We start from the raw sequence: 16,754 nt of genomic DNA on the forward strand, positions 1-16,754 counted from the left end.
CGTGGATGAGCGCAGGCTGGCGCTGATCCACGGCGGCACCCTTGGCGCGCGCTACAGCGTCGGCACCGGCTACCTGATCGCTCCACGGCTCGTGCTCACCGCGCGCCACGTCCTCGTGAACTGGGCCACCGAAGAGCCCTGGCCCGAGATCCGCGTCCGTGTGGGACACCCCTGCTACGGCGAAGCACCCAGTGTCAAGGCAGAGCTGCTGTGGCACCACCCGCAAGGGCTGGACGTCGCGCTCCTGCGCGTCGAGGAGGCGGCGGACATCGAGGGCTCGGTCCGCTGGGGCCGGCCCGTGGGCAGAGCGCCACTGCGCTACGAAGGGCTGGGCTTCCCCCGGGCCACCGCGGGCAGCACCCGCGACCCCGAGCACCTGCGCGGCGTCCTTGCACCCCTTTCCGGCTCCGGGGAGTACTACGTCCTCGACCAGGGACCCGCTCCGGCCGTCGGGACCGACGGCGAGAAGGCCTGGGGAGGAGCTTCGGGAGCAGCCGTCTTCTGCGACGACCACCTCGTCGGAGTCGTCGTCCACGACGACCGGTTCTTCGCCAACCGGCGCCTGCGCGCGGTCCCCGCCCGCGCCTTCGTCGAGGACAGCGGCTTCGCGGCTCACCTCGCCGGACACCCCGAAAGCCCGCCCCGCCTGATCGACATCGGCGCGGCCCCGCCGAAGGCCGGCCCCGCCGGCGCGTGCTCGGCCACCGAACGCGAACTGGTCACCCTGCTCAGGCCCTTGCTCGCCGACCCGGGCACCCGCAGGGCCTACGCACGAGAACTCGCGCGTGAACTCGGCTACGAGGCCGCCCTGTACGAGCCCACCGTCCCGGACCTCGCCGCCCTCCTCGCGACGCACCCTCGTGCATTAGCCACGCTCGGCAGCAGCCTCGCCGCCTCCTGCACAGACGAACGGGCTCGTGCCAACCTCACCGACCTTCTCATGCGGGCGCGCGTCCTCGACGGAGTGTCCCTGCTGTCCCCGCACGAGTACGACGGATTGCTCGACCTGCTGCGTAGCGTCTGCAAGGAACACCCAACACTGTTGCCCCGAGCCGCCCGCGAGGCCCTGCGCTACACCGTCCTGCCCGAGAGCCTCACCCGCCCCACCGTCTCGGAGCAGGACCTCGGCGGCCTGGTCGAGGAGCTGGAGGTGCTCTCCGACAGCGAAAGAGTCCCGGAGGGCACCCCATCGGTACCCGCGCTCCTTCGCCTCGTCGAGTACGTGGCGGCCGCCTCCGCCCACGAGGTCGCGGCCAGGCTCCGCTCCTGGTCCGAGGAGACGGCCCGGCGGCTCGGCATCCACTCGGTCGCTCTGCGCGAGAGGCGCGTGGACGCCTCCGCCTGGGCACACCGGCCGACATCGCCGGTGTCGCGGGTGGTGATGGAGCTGAAGAGGGACGACTCCACGAGCGAGGAACTGTACCGCTGCCGGATCCTGCTGGCCGGCGACGACGGCTCGCAGACCGTGCTCCACGACGCCAGGACGGTACCGAAGACCCCCGAGGAAGCCGCCCGCCGGCTGAGGGACGCGGTCGCCGCCACCGCCACGGAACCTGGGCAGGGGGACCACGTGCCGTGGGTGACCGTCGTCGTCGACCGCACGGAGCTCCACCTCGCGGTCGACGAATGGCAGCCGGATGCGGCCGACGACATCATGCCCGGGCAACCCCTCGGAGCGGAGTACCGCGTCACCCTGAGCTGCCCCGACATGTCCGACTACCGGCCCCAGCGGGCCCAGGACCAGCGACGCCGCTGGCAGAGCGGCCCCGCGCAGACCCTCGTCACCGACCCGGCCTGCCGCAACGGCAACCAGCTGAGGCACCTCCTGCAGGGCGAGCACCGTGACGCCGCCCAGGTGGTCCTCAACGGCCCCGCCGAGGAACGGGCGACCTGGCTGCAGATCTGCCTCGCCATGGGAGTCCCCGTCGTTCTCTGGGACCGCGCCGCCGCCTCGTACGAAGACAGCGAACGGCTCCACGAACTCCGCCCCACCGGCCGGCCCGACGATCTCCCCGAGCGCGTGCGGGCCTTCAGGAGCAGCTCCTTCGCCTACCCGGGCGAACGGGCGGCCCGCCCCTCCCTTGTCTGGGAACAGGACGGCCGGTACCCCGCGCCCGAGCCGCTGCACTTCAGCGACCCACGGAAAGGAACCCACGCGCCATGACGACCCCGGAGCCCGCGGCCGCCCCAGACCCCCGGACCCGGCCCGAGGACGCCGACTGGCGCCTCTTCAGCGGTGACGGCACACCGCGGCGGACGCCTTTCCCCCCAGCGCCGCCGTGGCGGCGGTTCGACCCGGAGGACGCGGCCGAGGAACACGCCACCGCATCGTCCCGGCCCTACCTCATCGGTCCCGAGGAAGCAGATGTCGTGAACGCCGCGCTTCACCTGCGCCGACCACTCCTGGTCACAGGACACCCCGGCACCGGCAAATCCTCCCTGGCCCACGCCGTCGCCCACGAACTAACCCTCGGCCGCGTCCTGCAGTGGCCCGTCAACAGCCGCTCCACCCTGCGGGACGCGCTGTACGAGTACGACGCCGTCGGCCGGCTCCGTGAAGCCAGCCTGCGCCGCAACGCCGACGGCGAGGAACCCGACATCGGCCACTACGTCCGGCTCGGCCCCCTGGGCAACGCCCTCGTCCCCCGGGAACGCCCCCGGGTGCTGCTCGTCGACGAACTGGACAAGGGGGACATCGACCTCCCCAACGACCTCCTCACGGTCTTCGAGGAGGGATGGTTCGTGATCCCGGAACTCGCACGCCTCCCGGAGGACCACGCGCCGGTGCACGTCCAGACCGACGACCCCGACCATCCCGCCGCAGTTACGCGCGGCCGGATCCGGTGCCAGGAGTTCCCCGTCGTGATCATCACCAACAACGGCGAACGCGAGTTCCCTGCCGCCTTCCTCCGGCGCTGCGTCCGCCTCGAACTCCCCGAACCCGACGAGAAGCGCCTCCGGGACATCGTCTCCGCCCACTTCGGCGCGGACGCCCTCGACGGCGTCGACGACCTGCTGCAGGAGTTCTTGGACCGCCGCGCCTCCGGCGAACTCGCCACCGACCAGCTCCTCAACGCCGTGTTCCTCCGCAAGGGCGGCATCGGCCTCGACGCCAGCTCCCTCTTCGAAGCCGTCCTGCACCGGCTCGGCGGAGCCGTGTGACGCCGTGATCACGCGCGTGACGCAGGTCCTCGCCGAGAGCGGCATCGAGCTCTCCCAGGAGGAACTCCTCGACGCCCTCTGGCTGGCCGGGAGACTGCCCCCGGGCTCCGGTCCGCTGGCCCGGCTCGCCGCACAGCAGGCCCCGCGCGGGCCAGCCAAAGCCCTGGAGGACACCGCCCCGCCGCCAGCCGCGCCTGGCCCCGAAGGTGCCGAGGAGCCCCACGAGCCGGAGACGGCCGAACAGCCCGACCCAGGTCCCATGCGCCCGGTCCTGTCGACGGCCGAGCCAAAGGAGGACACCGACACGCCACAGGTCACGGCGCTCCCCGTCCGCGCTCCCGACGGCCGCGTCTTTGGAGCCGGCGAACTTCGGCTCGGGAAGTCCCTGCGCCCGCTGCGGCAGCGGTTCCCCGACCATCGGCGCCACGAACTCGACATCGCGCGCACAGTAACGGTGCTAGCCGACACCGGCATACCCGAGACCGTCACCCGCCCGGTCAGGAGCCGTTGGCTCTCCCTCGCTCTCGTCGTCGACGACGGTGTCTCCATGATCATCTGGCAGCGCCTCGCCGCCGAGCTCCGGGCGCTGATGGAGCGCGCCGGCGCCTTCCGCGACGTGCGCGTCCACGGACTCGACACCCGAGGCAGCACACCGCGCCTCCGCTCCAGCCCGTACACCGACAGCGGGCACCTCCGGGCGCCCGAGACCGTGAGCGATCCGACAGGGAACACCCTCGTGCTCGTCGTCAGCGACGGCGTGGGCAAGGCGTGGCGCGACGACCGCATGCGGCGGGTCATGGAGCTCTGGGCGCGGTGCGGCCCCACCGCCATCGTCCAGGCACTGCCCGTACGGCTATGGGACGGTTCCGGCATCGCCGCGCGGCCCTGGCAAGTCACCACCCGGCGCCGCGGCGGGCCCACCCGTGCCTGGCACGTCACGGACCCGGTACTCCCGCCAGACCTCGTCCGCTTCGACTCCGTACCCATCCCGGTCCTCGAACCGACCCCCTCGGCCATCGGCGACTGGGCGCGGCTCATCGCCTCCCCCGGGGACACCGCCGTCCTGCCTCTGTGGAGCCCCGGCCGGGGCCAACAGGGCCGGCCCTCCGCCGGTGCCTCTCCGGGCCACGACGCCGACGCCGTCCTGCGGTTCAGGAACGCCGCCTCGCCCGAGGCCTACCGGCTCGCGGCCCACCTCGCCGCCGTCTCACCGGTCACCCCGCCCGTCATGCGCTTGGTGCAGACCGCGCTCGGGCCTCCCATCGACCCCGGCCACATCACGGAGGTGTTCCTGGGCGGCCTGATGCACCAGCTCACAACCGACGCCCCGGACCGCCTGCCCCACCACCGACGGTACGACTTCTCCAGCGACGCCCGCCGCCGCCTCCTTACAGCCGTCTCGCCGAAGGAACTGCTCCGCACCACCCAGGCGGTCACCTCGCACATCGAAGCCGCCGTCGGCCGCTCGCCGGTCTTCCCGGCCTGGGTCGGCCACCCTGACGGCTCCGCCGTGATCGGGGACGCCGGACGCTCCTTCGGCTGGCTGAAGGAGGAGCTGCTGCGTCGGCTGGGGATCGCGCCGGGGAGAGGCAGCGACACGGGGGCCGGCCCCGGGCCGCGCACGGCAGCGGGCGGACCGGGCCCCGCCACACCTCCCGGTGCGGAGTCCGACGGCTACGGCACCGCGACCGAGCCACTCCTTCCCGGACCTGACGAGCTGCCGCCGGGCTGGGAGCCGCTCCTCACAGACGACCCGGTCCGGTTCGGCCGGTTCCGGCCGTACGCCCGCAGCGCCCGTGGCTGGTTCCACGTGGTGATGTACCTGGCTCTGGACGAGGACGGCACCGCCGTCACGGTCCGCGCGCCCGCGCCGGAGTATGACCGGGGCCCGGAGGCGGCCGGGGAACTCGTACGGACGGAGTCCGAGTGCCTGCTCCGCATGGACGGCACGTACGCGCCCGACCTGCTCGACGTACGGACGTCCCCCGCCAACACGCGGCCGTGGATCGCGGCGGCCTTGGTGCACCGGCGCGCAGACGATCCGTCGTCCGGTCCGGCGCCGAACCTGCGCGCGTTCCTCGAGGAGCACGGGGGTTCGGTCCCGCAAGCGGTCTTCCTGAGGATCGGCCAGGACCTGGCCCGCGCGGTCGATCGCGCCCATGGTCTTGGACTCGTCCACGGAGGGATCGCGCCGAGGGCCGTCCTGGTGACCGACCGCGATGTCCGGCTGGTCGGCTGGATGGCGGCGAGCGTCGACGGTGCCGACAACGATCACCGTGTCGGCTTCCCCCGCAGCGACGCGTATCTCGGGCCGGACGACGACAGCTCCTCGCTTACCCCAGAGAGCGATCTGGCCGCCACCGGTGCCCTGCTCCTGTCCGTCCTCACGGGAAGGTGGTCCGACTCCAGGACCCCCGAAGGACGACGCGCTGTGGCGGCGTCGGGGATCGCCCCGGAGCTCGCCGACGCCCTCTGGAGATGCCTGGACAAGGACCCGACCCGCAGACCCACCGCCGCGACGCTCGCAGCAGCCTTCGCCCGGGCGTCCGCTCGACAAGCCGTCACCGGGGCGGGCGAAGGCGCAGTACGGACGGGGGCGGAAGATACGGAACCGATGGGAGCTACGCGGAAAGAGGCAGAGCCAAAAGGTGGGGGTTCCTCCGTCGCCGCCGACAACGTCCGGCACTACCGCACGCTCGCGCGGCAAAACCCGGACGCGTACGCCCTGCCCCTCGCCCGCAGTCTTCGGATCCTGTCGAACCGGCTGGCCGACGACGGACGCCTCGATGAGGCGCTCGTGACCGTCGACGAAGCGGTGGAACTCTTGCGGCAGCATTTCGCGCGCAGCCCCGAGGCCGCCGCCCGCGAACTCGCTGAGACGCTCGGCAACCACTCCGTGCGGCTGGCCGAGACCGGCCGGGCCACGGAAGCCCTCGCAGCCAGCTACGAGGCGGTGTCGCTGTACCGGCCGCTGGCGCAGCGGGAACCGGAGACGTACGGTCCCGGCCTCGCCGCCCTCATGAGCAACCTGTCCAACCGCCTGGCCGACATGGACCGCCGGGAAGAGGCCCTCGACATGATCGAGGAAGCCGTCCGAATCAACCGCGAGCTGGCCAACCGGGGCGCCGGGGCCCGCGACGCGGCCCTGGCGAGGAATCTGACCAACCTGGGCAACCGGCTGGGCGGTCTCGGCCGGCGGGAGGAGGGACTGCAGGCGGCCAGGGAAGCCGTGCTGCTCTACCGCGAGCTGGCCGCGCACCGGTTCGTCGATGTCGGTGCGGACCTCGCCACAAGCCTGAACAACCTCGCCGCCCGGTTGGCCGACGTGGGGCTGCGCCAAGAGGCCTTCGACGCCCTCGAGGAGGCCGCGGAGGTTGGACGGAGGTTCGCCGAAGTGAGGTCGGACGCCTCCCGCGAGACCGACCGGCAGGGGGACAGGATCAGGTCCTGGATCCTTGAGACACCGGATCGGAGGCAGCGGTGATCCGATCCGGTACTGCGTCCTGAACGGATCCCTCAACGGCGGCAAAGGCAGCAACAGCAGAGGGGCCGACCTGCTTCCAGGTCGGCCCCTCTGCTTTGTGGCGCCCCCTATCAGGCCCACGGCTATCCCGGTGGTCCCCGCCGAGAAACACTGGGCAAAGCGGGCGAGATATCCAGTACATGCCGCACGCTGGGGCGATCGAGGGCATGCCCCGCCGCTACGCCGACTACCTCGCCGCCGACGGTTTCACCGCCCTCAACACCCTCTCCTCAATCGGTGCCTTCCTGCTCGGCCTGTCGACCCTGCCCTTCCTCTACAACGTGTGGCGGACCGCCCAGAAGGGCGAGAAGGTCGAGGTCGACGACCCCTGGGGATACGGGCGTTCCCTGGAGTGGGCGACCTCGTGTCCGCCCCCGCGGCACAACTTCGTCACGCTGCCGCGCATCCGCTCCGAATCCCCGGCCTTCGACCTGCACCACCCCGATGTGGCCCAACTGGACGAAGCCGAGAACACCGGACGACGCGATGCCGTGGACGCTGAAGGGCACAAGGGCGAACGGCAGTGATCCGCGACCGACGCCCGGCACCGGCCAGCGAACGGGACAGCGGGCTGGCCGACGAGGCCGAGGGCTTCCTCCTCGCCTACGCGCATCACGACCAGGCGCAGCGTGAGGCGGAGGAGCTCTGCGCGCGGATGCCGTGGCTGACCACCGCCCAGGCAGAGGAACTCACCGGCCACTACGTCCGCCGACGCCTCGACGTCACCCGCGACCTGCTGCTCACCACGGCCTTGCGGGCCGGGCAACTGCGGCGGGAGTACGAAGCCCGCTACGCCAGCCTCCGCCGAGCCCTGCTCAAACGCCACGCGGCCGGCGTCTGCGCCGTCCTGGTCTGCGTCGGCGGAGCAAGCGGATTGGCCCGCCCTTTCACGCGCTGAACGGCCGCAGCGCGCTGACGGCTCTGCACATGTCCGGTGACGTGTCGACTGAGCGCCCGACCGGCCTTTCATCTGTACATCGGCTGGAGCGCTCCGGCGTGCCTGCCCGAAGGCCGCAGCGCCAGAGGCTTCAGCGCAGCCGCCGCGCGCTGCACCCCGTCTTCCAGGCCTGGCCGTCGAGCACCCCCAGGGCGACGAGTGCTTTGCCGCGCTCGTCCTGGACGGCCCCGAAGCGCCGGCTGCGGCTCTGGTGTGGTCCGAGCGGCACGGCTGGCGCACCTCGACCTCCCGCCGCCACCCGCTCGGCCGGGGCGCAGCATGGCCCCCACCGGGCCCGGGCGTGCGCCACCTCACCACCGGCATCACCCCCGACCCTGCCGACCTCGTGAAGGCCCTCGACCGCCCAGCTGACTAGGAGACGCTCTGTTATGAAGAGGCCAACCCAGCTTCCTGACTGTCGCTTCACCCCTGACGGCCCGCCCGACGTCTACGCGTCGTCGATCACCGCGGCCGACGTCGCGGCGATGGAGGCCTTCCTGGCGGCCCGGCTCGACGAGGTGAGCATCCGCTACCGGCCGACCGCTCCGGAGACGCGCATTGCTCAGAGCCTCTACGAGGCCGTCGGATATCAGCTCGATCTACTGAAGGACACCCTTGCCGTCTCCAAGCCGGAGACGCTGAAGGAGCGGCTGGACCTCTGGAACGGCCTGATGCAGGCCCTGGAGCCGTGGCGGGGCACCCCCGGCCATGACGATGAACGCTGGCGTCTGATCAGTTGGACCGACGAAGCAGCTCCGGCTCGTGCCCGGCGCCGCGCCGCCCAGCGCCAGAGGCAACGGTGAGCATCCGCTGTCAGAGGCGGGTCAGACGTCGGCCGTGTGTCGGGCTGCGGTGCGGCGGTATTCGGCGTTGATGCGCTGGGCTTCTTCGAGCTGGTCTTCGAGGATGATGATGCGGCAGGCGGCCTCGATGGGGGTGCCCTGGTCGACGAGTTCGCGGGCGCGAGCGGCGATGCGCAGCTGGTAGCGGGAGTAGCGGCGGTGTCCGCCCGCGGAGCGCAGCGGCGTGATGAGGCGGGCGTCGCCGATGGCACGGAGGAAACCCTGCGTGGTGCCGAGCAGTTCGGCGGCCCGTCCCATGGTGTAGGCGGGGTAGTTGTCGTCGTCGAGACGGCCATACGAATCGTCTGCTGTCATTGCACCTCTCTGCGGAGCGCGTGGAGGGCCCTGGCGCCGTACGGCGCCAGGGCCCGAAGGAACTGCTACACCATCTGCCGGCCCTACTACTGCGCCGGCCTTCTGTCACCGCACACCCGGCCGGAATGCCGCCGGGGATGCTGGGATCGCGGTTGCTTGACCGGAGACCACCTCACTATCGATGTCCTGCGGTACCCGGGACTCGAAACGCCGCCCGGGCGATCCTGATGGCGTCCACTTCCTCCGTTCATTCCCTCGCTGCTGGTACTGCTCTATCGCGTACTGCTGGTGATGCGAACTGCTGGTGGCCTGTTACAGCGCCACTCTTCGGCAGCCAGCCCCGTCGCCCGTCCTGCGTCTGCTCCGGCTTGGAACCCCACTGCCGAACCTCCCGGTGCGCGCGCCCGCAGCCGACGCCTTCACCGAGATACTGCTCACTGATTCCACTGCGGATACAGCGGGTACTGCTCGCGGCGGCCCCTGACCACTGCGGGCCACCCGGTCCGGTCGTCAGTCCCGTCGCCGTCCTGCAACAACCCTGGCTTCGGAACTCCACCACCGCACCGTCCTGCGCACTGCAACTGCGGTACTGCTGCCCGGCAGTTCGTGTCTGCCGTGCCCTTCTGTCTGGCTGGCTACGAGAGAAACCATAACCACACCACCGACCAATGTCTACTCCAGCAAAGATAGATTTTCGTGTGTGAGTGGTGAGATGTGGTCTCGAGCGGCGACGGAGGAGCCGCGTGAGCGCAGCATCAACTCCGCCTCGGGCACGGACGAGCGCGGCATGGGCCAGCACGTCCGCTTCGAGCTGCGCGGCGGAAAGGCGCGGACGGGCAGACACCCGACGACCGGGAGGCGGACGTCGGTGACGAAACTGAGCCCAGTTCCCGCAAGAAGGGTGAAGAAACCAGGAAGATCGGCTGCGTGTTCTTCGAATCGCCGGGCACAAGGAGCAGCGGAGGTTGATAACTATGGTTCCCCTGCTTCTCGTCCTGCTTCTGGCCCTGATCCTCTTCGGTGCGGGCTTCGCACTGAAGGCACTGTGGTGGATCGCCGTCATCGTGCTGGTCGTCTGGCTGCTGGGCTTCGTGCTGCGCAGCGCGGACACAGGCGGGCGCAAGGGCCGCTGGTATCGCTGGTAACCGCCATATAGCAGCCGGCCTGTGGGCCCCGGGAACACCCGGGGCCCACAGGCATGTCCGGCCTCAGGACATCTCCCCGGGCAAACGGTGTAACCACCACCTTCCCGGGCACAAGGCCCCATAGCTGGGGCCCGGTGAAGCAGCGGAACCTGCACCTCCAACCACCGGACCCCAGCCACACCCCGACACCCCGCACGGCCGGCTTCGCGCCTCACAGCAGGAGCGGCCAGCCAACAGGGTCCCCGCCCTGATTCCTCAGACGGGCTTCTCCAGGCCAGAACCCCGAAGGCTCGGCAACCGGCCTGCTGTTACTCACTTTCGGGTGACGGCCCGATCCAGTGCGGGGTGGCGCACCGTGGCGGACAGACGCCACGCCCCAACCCCCGCAAGGCCCCACCGACCTGTCAGCGCGTCAACACCACCCACGGAGAGGGCTGATCGCCCCGCTGCCTCCCCCTCCCCTCGTGGACGACGGGGCCTTCCCCATTCCCACCCACGCAGCTGGCGCTCGCCGATACGATCCGGCCTTCACGACCAGCGCCACCGGGGTACACCATGCCCCGCACCGCCATCACCATCACGGCCGCCCTGCTGCTTGCCCTTACCGCCTGCGGATCGGGCGACGACACCGCGTCGGCCTCCAAGCCGAGCGCCAGCCCGAGCGTGGACGCGCTGGCCAGTTCATCACCGCGTCACAGGACCTGGAGTTCGTGACAATGCGCCCTTCGAACGACGAGCTGCTGACGTTCCCCCCCCCCCACACACACACACACGGTGGTGCAAGGAGCTGGAGGCGGGGCACAGCGTGGAGTGGATGTTCGACATGTTCGGGGACGGCGGTGACCTATACCCGCTGGGTGACGGATGGGGGATGCTCCTCACCGACGCTAACGAGTTGCTCGTCGCCGGCGTCAGGGCGTATTGCCCTAAGAATCTGGACACAGTGACGGAGGAACTGCGGGCGTCCGGCGAGTACTGAGCTGAGGTATGCAGCGCAAGCGCGTCACCAGCAGCCCTATCGCCCGTTGGAGAGGCGTGGACATACGACTTGGGGTCGAGGGCAGCCCGGCCGACGGCGGCGAAGTGACGGTCAGCCTGGCGAGCACGGCCGATCGCCCAGCCAGATGGACATCAGCGGCGACAGGTACGTGCGGATGTTCGGCGCGGACCCGGACGCGGACTGGCACTACTGCTGGCTGCACCCGTAACCACTTCAGAGGTATCCGCGCTGCCGTTCCCCGCCGTTTCTGACAACTTGCCCTACGCTCCCCGCCGTGGACGTCTTCACAGCTGTGCTGCCTGCGGCCACGCCGAGCGTCTTCCAGGGGCCGAACCGTTCGGGCAGGTCACGCCACTGAGCGCCGGTCCGCACTCGGTGCAGAATCCCGTCGATCACCTGCCGGTGATCCCGCCACCTGCCACAGCGCCCGCGCTGACTGGTAGGAACGGATGCAACACCCGACAGGACCCGGAAGGCCGGAGCCAATCCGTCGCCCTCCGCTTCCGGCCGGGACGACCACGACACTGGCGGCGACCGGGCCGAGGTCGGCTGCTGGCGTTTTCGATGACGCTGCGGGCCGCTTGCACGTAAGGACACGCCTGCCGTGCTGTTGATCACCGCACTCTGGCTGATATGTCATATTGTCTGGCCAATCCTCCTCTCCGTTCACAGGAATATCGAGGTCTGGCCGCTATGCCCGATGGACAGCTCAACAGGGCGTATGAGGAGCCCAGAAGACCCCGTCGCGTCGCCCTCCGCCCGCACGCCGTCGCGGCCTGCGCCACCGCCTCGGTCATGGCGTCGCTCACCGCATGTTCTTCCACCGGCACGCTCGACGAGGTGCAGACGTCCCTCACGCGCAGTAGCGCGCCGGCCGCCGCAGTGGCGGGGCCACCGTCAGCCAGCCTTGGCGCGGCTCTAGCGCGGTCGCTCGAGCCGGTACTGATGGACGCTGACACCCGGTTGGCGGTGGCCGTGTTCGACCTGAACAGCGTTAACCGGAAGATCGCCTCTTACCAGGGCGACGCATTGTTCACCACGGCGAGCATCAGCAAGGTGGACACTCTCGCGGCGTTGCTGCTCCAAGCGCAGGATGAGGGCCGCGAACTGACGACCAAGGAGCGCCAGGCCGCCGAGGCAATGATCACGACGAGCGACAACGACGCGGCGGACCTCCTGTGGCGGGCGATCGGCAAGGGAGAGGGCCTCGACGCGGCGAACGAACGGCTGGGGCTTTCCTCGACACATGGCGGCCCCGGCGTCCACTGGGGCCTTACCCAGACGACGGCTAAGGACCAGATCCGGTTGTTGCAGTCGGTTTTCCCCCATGGGCTGGCGGGCTCCGCCCGCGCGCGCGACGGGCTGAACCCGGAATCGAAGGCTTACATCCGGGAGTTGATGGGTGACATCGTGGAAGGTCAGGACTGGGGAGTGTCGGCCGCATCCTCCCGCTGGTCACTCAAGAACGGCTGGCTGCAGCGCACTGCAACCGGGCTGTGGGTCATCAACAGCATCGGACAGGTCAGGCTGCCGGGGCACCGGTACCTGGTCTCGGTTCTCAGCAGCGGCAACACGTCGAAGCAAGGCGGCATCTCGCTGATCGAACGGGCGGTGAAAGCGGCGATCGACGCAACCAGCGCCCATGCCCGTCACAAGCCGACTGGCGCAGGCCCCACGAGGCCAGTGGGGCTCCGTTAGGTTCAGTCTTGATCCCGCGCCGTGTGGGTCCTCGTGGCCGGAGTGGCTTCGTTCACTTCCAGCAGCAGCATTGATCTGTGAAATTGGAAGGCATAGGAAGGCTGGCGCGCGTCGGCCCGCCCGGGACGACGACATCGGGCCCGAACTGGTCGCGGAGCGCGGCCGACGACGGGCCGGCGACAGGCCGTCTCGCCTCGTGTGCGGCTTCCATGCACCGCTCGGCGACATCGACGGCACCGGTGAGATCCCCCCCTCGTTGAGCGGAGGGCATGACTGGCCCGGTGCGCGCAGCTTGCTGCGCAGGGCCAGTCACCCATGCCGGTGAACGCGCCGAAGGCGCCCGCCAGACCATCCCGGAGGGCCGCCAGGCCCTCCGGGGCCTCCCCGCCCGACCTGTGCCCCCCTGCCGCCACCCCCACCGGGCCGAGAGCACTGACCCCTGCAAACCACGGGTCGATGCGGCCGGACAGGTGGCAGTCGATGGTGGCGGTGGCGGTGAGGCCCCCGTTGTTATCTAGGGGGTGGAGCCTCTTCGCCCAGGTCGCAGCGCTGATCGGTAGTTCAGGCATGTAAGGCATGACCCCGCGCGGAGCAGCATCAAGGCGGTCCTCAGGATCCCTCGTCCGCCTTCTGCCCAGTCCGGCTAGCCAGGCGGAACAGGACCCGGGCGTACACGAGGGTCGCCGCCGTGATGATCGTCGGGATGACCGCGAGCGCGAGTATGCCCACCAGCGCGCGGCCGCCTTCGGCGGGCGCGAAGCGTCCCCGGTCGTCGTCCAGCAGGAACCGGTAGCCGAACCACGCCCACAGGGCCAGGGACAGCAGCATCCACCCGACCGCCCACTTCTCGATCGGGTGCCCGTCCTGGCGGAGCTGCTCTGCTTCTGCCGTCATCTTTCCCCCTGCTTCACTGGTGATCAGTGGCCAGTTCATCACAGCGCGCAAGTGCCGAACGGACGCCGATCCTGTTAGGCGTTTCAATCGAAACACAGGGGTTGAGGAACAGCGGAGCGAAAATCGGCGCTTGCGCACTCTGCGCCGGGGTGACCTTGACGGAAATCGCTCCTTGACGAACCGGAACTTGCTGCGTTCCGGCCGGACGACGACGGCCGCGTTGCGAGGGGTGCGCACCTACGCACCGGTATTCCAGCTGGGCATTGGGTGCCCAGTTAGCTGCGGAAATAGGCGAATGGCAGATGCATCCGCGATGCCTCGATGCGCCTTCGGCCTGACGCGGACAGACCTAACCCTGCCTCACGGACTGCGATTTATACGATTATCAGTCTGGTTTTGTGGCCCCGTTTCGGGCAGTCGACCTTGTGGTCTCCTGGATCTCACTGCGGCACGACCGCCGTCGGCGGTACCCCATCTCGAGTACCCGGGTCCTGAGATGAGGGACGAGGCCCTGGCCTTCTACCAGGAACGTGGAGAGGAGAAGCCGCAAATGCGTGAGAAGAAGGGGTGGCGCAAGCTCCGAGCGGGTTGCGTCACCGTGGCGGGTGTCATGGCGGCCATCTACTGGACGTTGCGGACCGTGCAGGCCGGAATCGACTTGTACGGGCCACTGGCCACTGGGCGTGACGGCCCAGGAAGCCGACGGTTAGCGGAAGCGGCGGGCCCGGAGGTGGCGGGGAAAGGTGGGGTGAGGAACATCGTCTGCAGATCGGGCGGGGCGCGTCACTGTTACCGGCACAACTGTGGCGCTGCGGAGCCTACAGGCGGACCGCGATGGACTCTGACGGCTCGTCCGGTCCGATGAGGCCAGCGGGCTCGCGCTGCGTCGTCCGCCTACGCAGTTTGGAACGCGTACACCACGCCTCTCCGGAGACGTACTCGCGGAACCCGGCCGCGCTCGACCGGTTCTGGCCTGGGCCTTCGCAGGCCAGGTATCCAACTCGCTAGCTCCCAGGTGACTCCCTCCCGGTCAGAGCCGGGGGTCTTGGTCGTGCCCGGGTCCCGGGCTTTCCGGCAGTCCCGTTACAGACAGGGAGTGGAGGGTGTTGCGGGGCTAACCCCCGTTCCCCGCAGCGTTCCTCCGCCGCTGTCTGCCCAGGGACAGCGGACCGAACCTCCGGGAGGAACCGTGAGTACCGACCAGCGTGACCAGCAGCAGCCGCAGGCGCCGGCATCCCAGACAACGCCGCAGAATCCGCGGCAGGAATTCGCGAAGAAGGGCGCCTTGGCGGCCATCAGCGGTGCGTGCTCTGGGGCCGTCCGTGCCGTACTGGCTCCTCTTCTGGGAGGCGACTCCTGAGGCGGTCTGACGCCTCACGTGTCACGCCAGAAGACGCGCCGCGTACGAGGTCGTCGCCGTGGTGCTTCCAACTGCGCCCCTCCCGCAGCGTACGGACGGTGCTACCGCTTGGTGCTCGGCTCGGGTCCGTCGTTCATCTGCAGCTCGGTGGCCTGCCATCCGCCCCACTGCTGCCAGCGCAGGTCCACGGTCGCGGTGTACCAGGTGGTGGATGGCGGGATCTCCTCGACGGTCTCGCCGGTCAGTCCGAAAGCTGACGAGGCCCAGACGCTGACCTTGGCCTCGTCGCCCGTGTAGCGCTCCACGGTGGTCTTGACGGGGCCGGCACCGGAGGTCAGCGGGGTCACTTCTCCACGATGGTGATGTCCTCGATCGGCCTGGTCATCCTGATGGTGTTGTCGGTGATCTCGAGGACGTGCTGCAGTCCGTGGAGGGACTTCTCTTGCCCTGAGAGGCGGAACTCTTCGTACTCGCCGGCCAGATAGGCGGGGAAGCAGCTCAGGGATGGGCCGAAGAGGCGGATGTAGTCCGCGAGGCGGCGGAACAGCTTCGGGAGGATCACCTGGTGCTCCGTGATGGAATTGAGCTTCTCGATTTTGGCCCCGCCCTCGAAGGTTACGTCCTTGGCCCAAACACTGTTGGGGGCCTTGGCTGCGCGGGCCTGCCGGGTGGTTTCGGCCATGTCGTCGCGCAGCTCTTCGGGGAGTTTGCTGTAGAAGGTCGGGTAGACCAGGCCGAGCTCAAGCAGTCGGTGGTTGGCAGTCTGGTGCAGGTGGTCGGTGGTCACGATGGTGCGCTTGCCGTTCTTGAGATCTGGCGGCAAGTCGCCCCGGCCGACCAGGGCGATGCAGCGGCCGAAGATGTCGGCACCGCTCGCGAGGATGAAGCCGGGCACGGTTTCCGGGGTCGAGGCGGTGACCTTCTCCTTCTCGTCCAGGAGGACGGCGCCGAAGCCCAGCCAGGACAGCAACTCGTCGCGGGCGGCACGAGCTCCCAGGTCGAGTGGCTGGTGAACCTCGTCGGGGCCGACCCCCTTGTAGTGGGTCTCCAGTGCGCCGATGGCGTCCATCCGGACCGTACCGCCGCCACGGCTATTGCGCTCGACCCGGTTCCTGCCGGGCACGTCGCACCAAAAGCCCGGGTCCTGGGGCAGGAAGGAGACGGTGTCGCCGTCGGGTCGGGTGTTGATGATCCGGTACGTCCCCTTGATTACCAGCATAGGCATGGGTGTGGGCATGGAGGTCTCCAGTGGCGTGAAGGGAGTGCGTGGGGGGCATTGTCATTTCGCAGGACGTGGAAATGCGGGAACGACCAGGGGACGCGCGAACAGCAGGGTGGCGCCGCGTGCGAACGGGTGAACGTGCCTTGTTTGCAGGTCGGCTTGCGGGCCGATCACGCCGGTGATCAGCCAGGCGAACTGGTTCAGCTATCGGGTGGATCAGTTGGCATCGCAGCCGATGCCGTCTCCGTCCCGGTCAAGGCGGTGCGGGTCATCGGGGCCGACCCAGACGGGGCCTGACAGGTCCGAGCAGTCCACGTCGGGGACACCAGCGGGAGGCCCGTCCGGGAGGTCTGGACGTGCCGGGGTATCCGGGGCAGGCGAGTCAGGCGGGTCCGGGGGGCGATGGAGGTCTCCGGCTGCTCGGGGCAGGCGGCCCACAGGCCGGATCCTGCCTGCTGGGCGGCGTCCTCGGCGTCAGAGATTCTGGGCCAGTACTTGTCGTTGGGCGGGTAGAGGACGGCCTTGACGTGACCGCTGCGGACGAGGGATTCGTTGACGAAGGTGCCCTGCTCGTTCCACACGTACAGCAGGTACCGGTCATAGCGGTCGGTGAGCGCCGCCGCCGTCATTGAGACCCGGGAGACACGGAAGGGGGG

General features: G+C 69.7%; 14 protein-coding genes and 2 pseudogenes. 9 read left to right on the plus strand and 7 right to left on the minus strand.

Features of this window, described 5'->3' with window-relative positions:
- The first annotated feature begins 1 nt into the window (after nucleotide 1).
- The 5 genes and pseudogenes from BJ965_RS00095 to BJ965_RS00115 all read left to right on the plus strand — a co-directional run bounded on the left by BJ965_RS00095 (nucleotide 2) and on the right by BJ965_RS00115 (nucleotide 7,583).
- The gene (locus BJ965_RS00095) at nucleotides 2–2,164 is read left to right on the plus strand and encodes a VMAP-C domain-containing protein (protein ID WP_184906747.1); all 2,163 of its coding nucleotides are present in this window, start codon (nucleotides 2–4) and stop codon (nucleotides 2,162–2,164) included.
- Nucleotides 2,161–3,162: an AAA family ATPase gene (locus BJ965_RS00100; protein ID WP_184906748.1), complete on the plus strand. Its 1,002-nt coding sequence runs from the start codon at nucleotides 2,161–2,163 to the stop codon at nucleotides 3,160–3,162. Before BJ965_RS00095 ends, BJ965_RS00100 begins: the two co-directional genes overlap by 4 nt.
- A 4-nt stretch (nucleotides 3,163–3,166) precedes the next feature.
- A complete protein-coding gene (locus BJ965_RS39790; RefSeq protein ID WP_184906749.1) occupies nucleotides 3,167–6,646 on the plus strand; it encodes an SAV_2336 N-terminal domain-related protein in 3,480 nt (1,159 codons plus the stop codon).
- A gap of 200 nt (nucleotides 6,647–6,846) precedes the next feature.
- Nucleotides 6,847–7,212 (plus strand): annotated as a pseudogene (locus BJ965_RS00110) (cytochrome ubiquinol oxidase subunit I); the annotation flags it as partial.
- Nucleotides 7,209–7,583 (plus strand): hypothetical protein, encoded by a 375-nt coding sequence (locus BJ965_RS00115; protein WP_184906751.1) that lies wholly within the window; start codon nucleotides 7,209–7,211, stop codon nucleotides 7,581–7,583. The pseudogene BJ965_RS00110 and the gene BJ965_RS00115, both read left to right, overlap by 4 nt.
- A 130-nt stretch (nucleotides 7,584–7,713) precedes the next feature.
- Here the strand turns inward: BJ965_RS00115 and BJ965_RS00120 are convergent, their stop codons facing one another.
- Nucleotides 7,714–7,851 (minus strand): hypothetical protein, encoded by a 138-nt coding sequence (locus BJ965_RS00120; RefSeq protein WP_184906752.1) that lies wholly within the window; start codon nucleotides 7,849–7,851, stop codon nucleotides 7,714–7,716.
- A 160-nt stretch (nucleotides 7,852–8,011) separates the two neighbouring features.
- On the opposite strand from BJ965_RS00120, the gene BJ965_RS00125 reads away from it, so the two are divergent.
- On the plus strand, nucleotides 8,012–8,425 hold the full coding sequence (locus tag BJ965_RS00125) for a hypothetical protein (protein ID WP_184906753.1): 414 nt from the start codon (nucleotides 8,012–8,014) through the stop codon (nucleotides 8,423–8,425).
- A gap of 21 nt (nucleotides 8,426–8,446) precedes the next feature.
- Here the strand turns inward: BJ965_RS00125 and BJ965_RS00130 are convergent, their stop codons facing one another.
- Entirely contained in the window at nucleotides 8,447–8,779 is a 333-nt protein-coding gene (locus BJ965_RS00130; RefSeq protein ID WP_184906754.1) for a MerR family transcriptional regulator, read from the minus strand.
- 974 nt (nucleotides 8,780–9,753) lie between these two features.
- Between BJ965_RS00130 and BJ965_RS00135 the strand changes: the two genes are divergently transcribed.
- The gene (locus BJ965_RS00135; protein ID WP_031106884.1) at nucleotides 9,754–9,924 is read left to right on the plus strand and encodes a hypothetical protein; all 171 of its coding nucleotides are present in this window, start codon (nucleotides 9,754–9,756) and stop codon (nucleotides 9,922–9,924) included.
- A gap of 814 nt (nucleotides 9,925–10,738) precedes the next feature.
- Complete coding sequence (locus tag BJ965_RS00140; RefSeq protein ID WP_184906755.1) at nucleotides 10,739–10,903, plus strand: hypothetical protein; 165 nt, start codon at nucleotides 10,739–10,741, stop codon at nucleotides 10,901–10,903.
- 333 nt (nucleotides 10,904–11,236) lie between these two features.
- On the opposite strand, the pseudogene BJ965_RS00145 reads toward BJ965_RS00140, so the two are convergent.
- Nucleotides 11,237–11,353: pseudogene (locus BJ965_RS00145) on the minus strand (transposase); the annotation flags it as partial.
- Nucleotides 11,354–11,719: 366 nt separating this feature from the next.
- Here BJ965_RS00145 and BJ965_RS00150 point away from each other — a divergent pair.
- Complete coding sequence (locus BJ965_RS00150; protein ID WP_184906756.1) at nucleotides 11,720–12,622, plus strand: serine hydrolase; 903 nt, start codon at nucleotides 11,720–11,722, stop codon at nucleotides 12,620–12,622.
- Nucleotides 12,623–13,231: 609 nt separating this feature from the next.
- Here BJ965_RS00150 and BJ965_RS00155 read toward each other — a convergent pair.
- The 4 genes from BJ965_RS00155 to BJ965_RS00170 all read right to left on the minus strand — a co-directional run bounded on the left by BJ965_RS00155 (nucleotide 13,232) and on the right by BJ965_RS00170 (nucleotide 16,727).
- The gene (locus BJ965_RS00155; RefSeq protein WP_184906757.1) at nucleotides 13,232–13,516 is read right to left on the minus strand and encodes a hypothetical protein; all 285 of its coding nucleotides are present in this window, start codon (nucleotides 13,514–13,516) and stop codon (nucleotides 13,232–13,234) included.
- 1,461 nt (nucleotides 13,517–14,977) lie between these two features.
- Nucleotides 14,978–15,223: a hypothetical protein gene (locus BJ965_RS00160; RefSeq protein ID WP_184906758.1), complete on the minus strand. Its 246-nt coding sequence runs from the start codon at nucleotides 15,221–15,223 to the stop codon at nucleotides 14,978–14,980.
- Nucleotides 15,220–16,095 carry a nuclease gene (locus tag BJ965_RS00165; protein WP_313666665.1) on the minus strand — a complete coding sequence of 292 codons (876 nt, stop codon included), beginning with the start codon at nucleotides 16,093–16,095 and terminating at the stop codon, nucleotides 15,220–15,222. The genes BJ965_RS00160 and BJ965_RS00165 overlap by 4 nt, the downstream gene beginning before the upstream one ends.
- Nucleotides 16,096–16,298: 203 nt before the next feature.
- Complete coding sequence (locus BJ965_RS00170; protein ID WP_246545795.1) at nucleotides 16,299–16,727, minus strand: thermonuclease family protein; 429 nt, start codon at nucleotides 16,725–16,727, stop codon at nucleotides 16,299–16,301.
- Between the last annotated feature and the right edge of the window lie 27 nt (nucleotides 16,728–16,754).

This window comes from Streptomyces luteogriseus, assembly GCF_014205055.1.
GTDB classification, from domain to species: domain Bacteria; phylum Actinomycetota; class Actinomycetes; order Streptomycetales; family Streptomycetaceae; genus Streptomyces; species Streptomyces luteogriseus.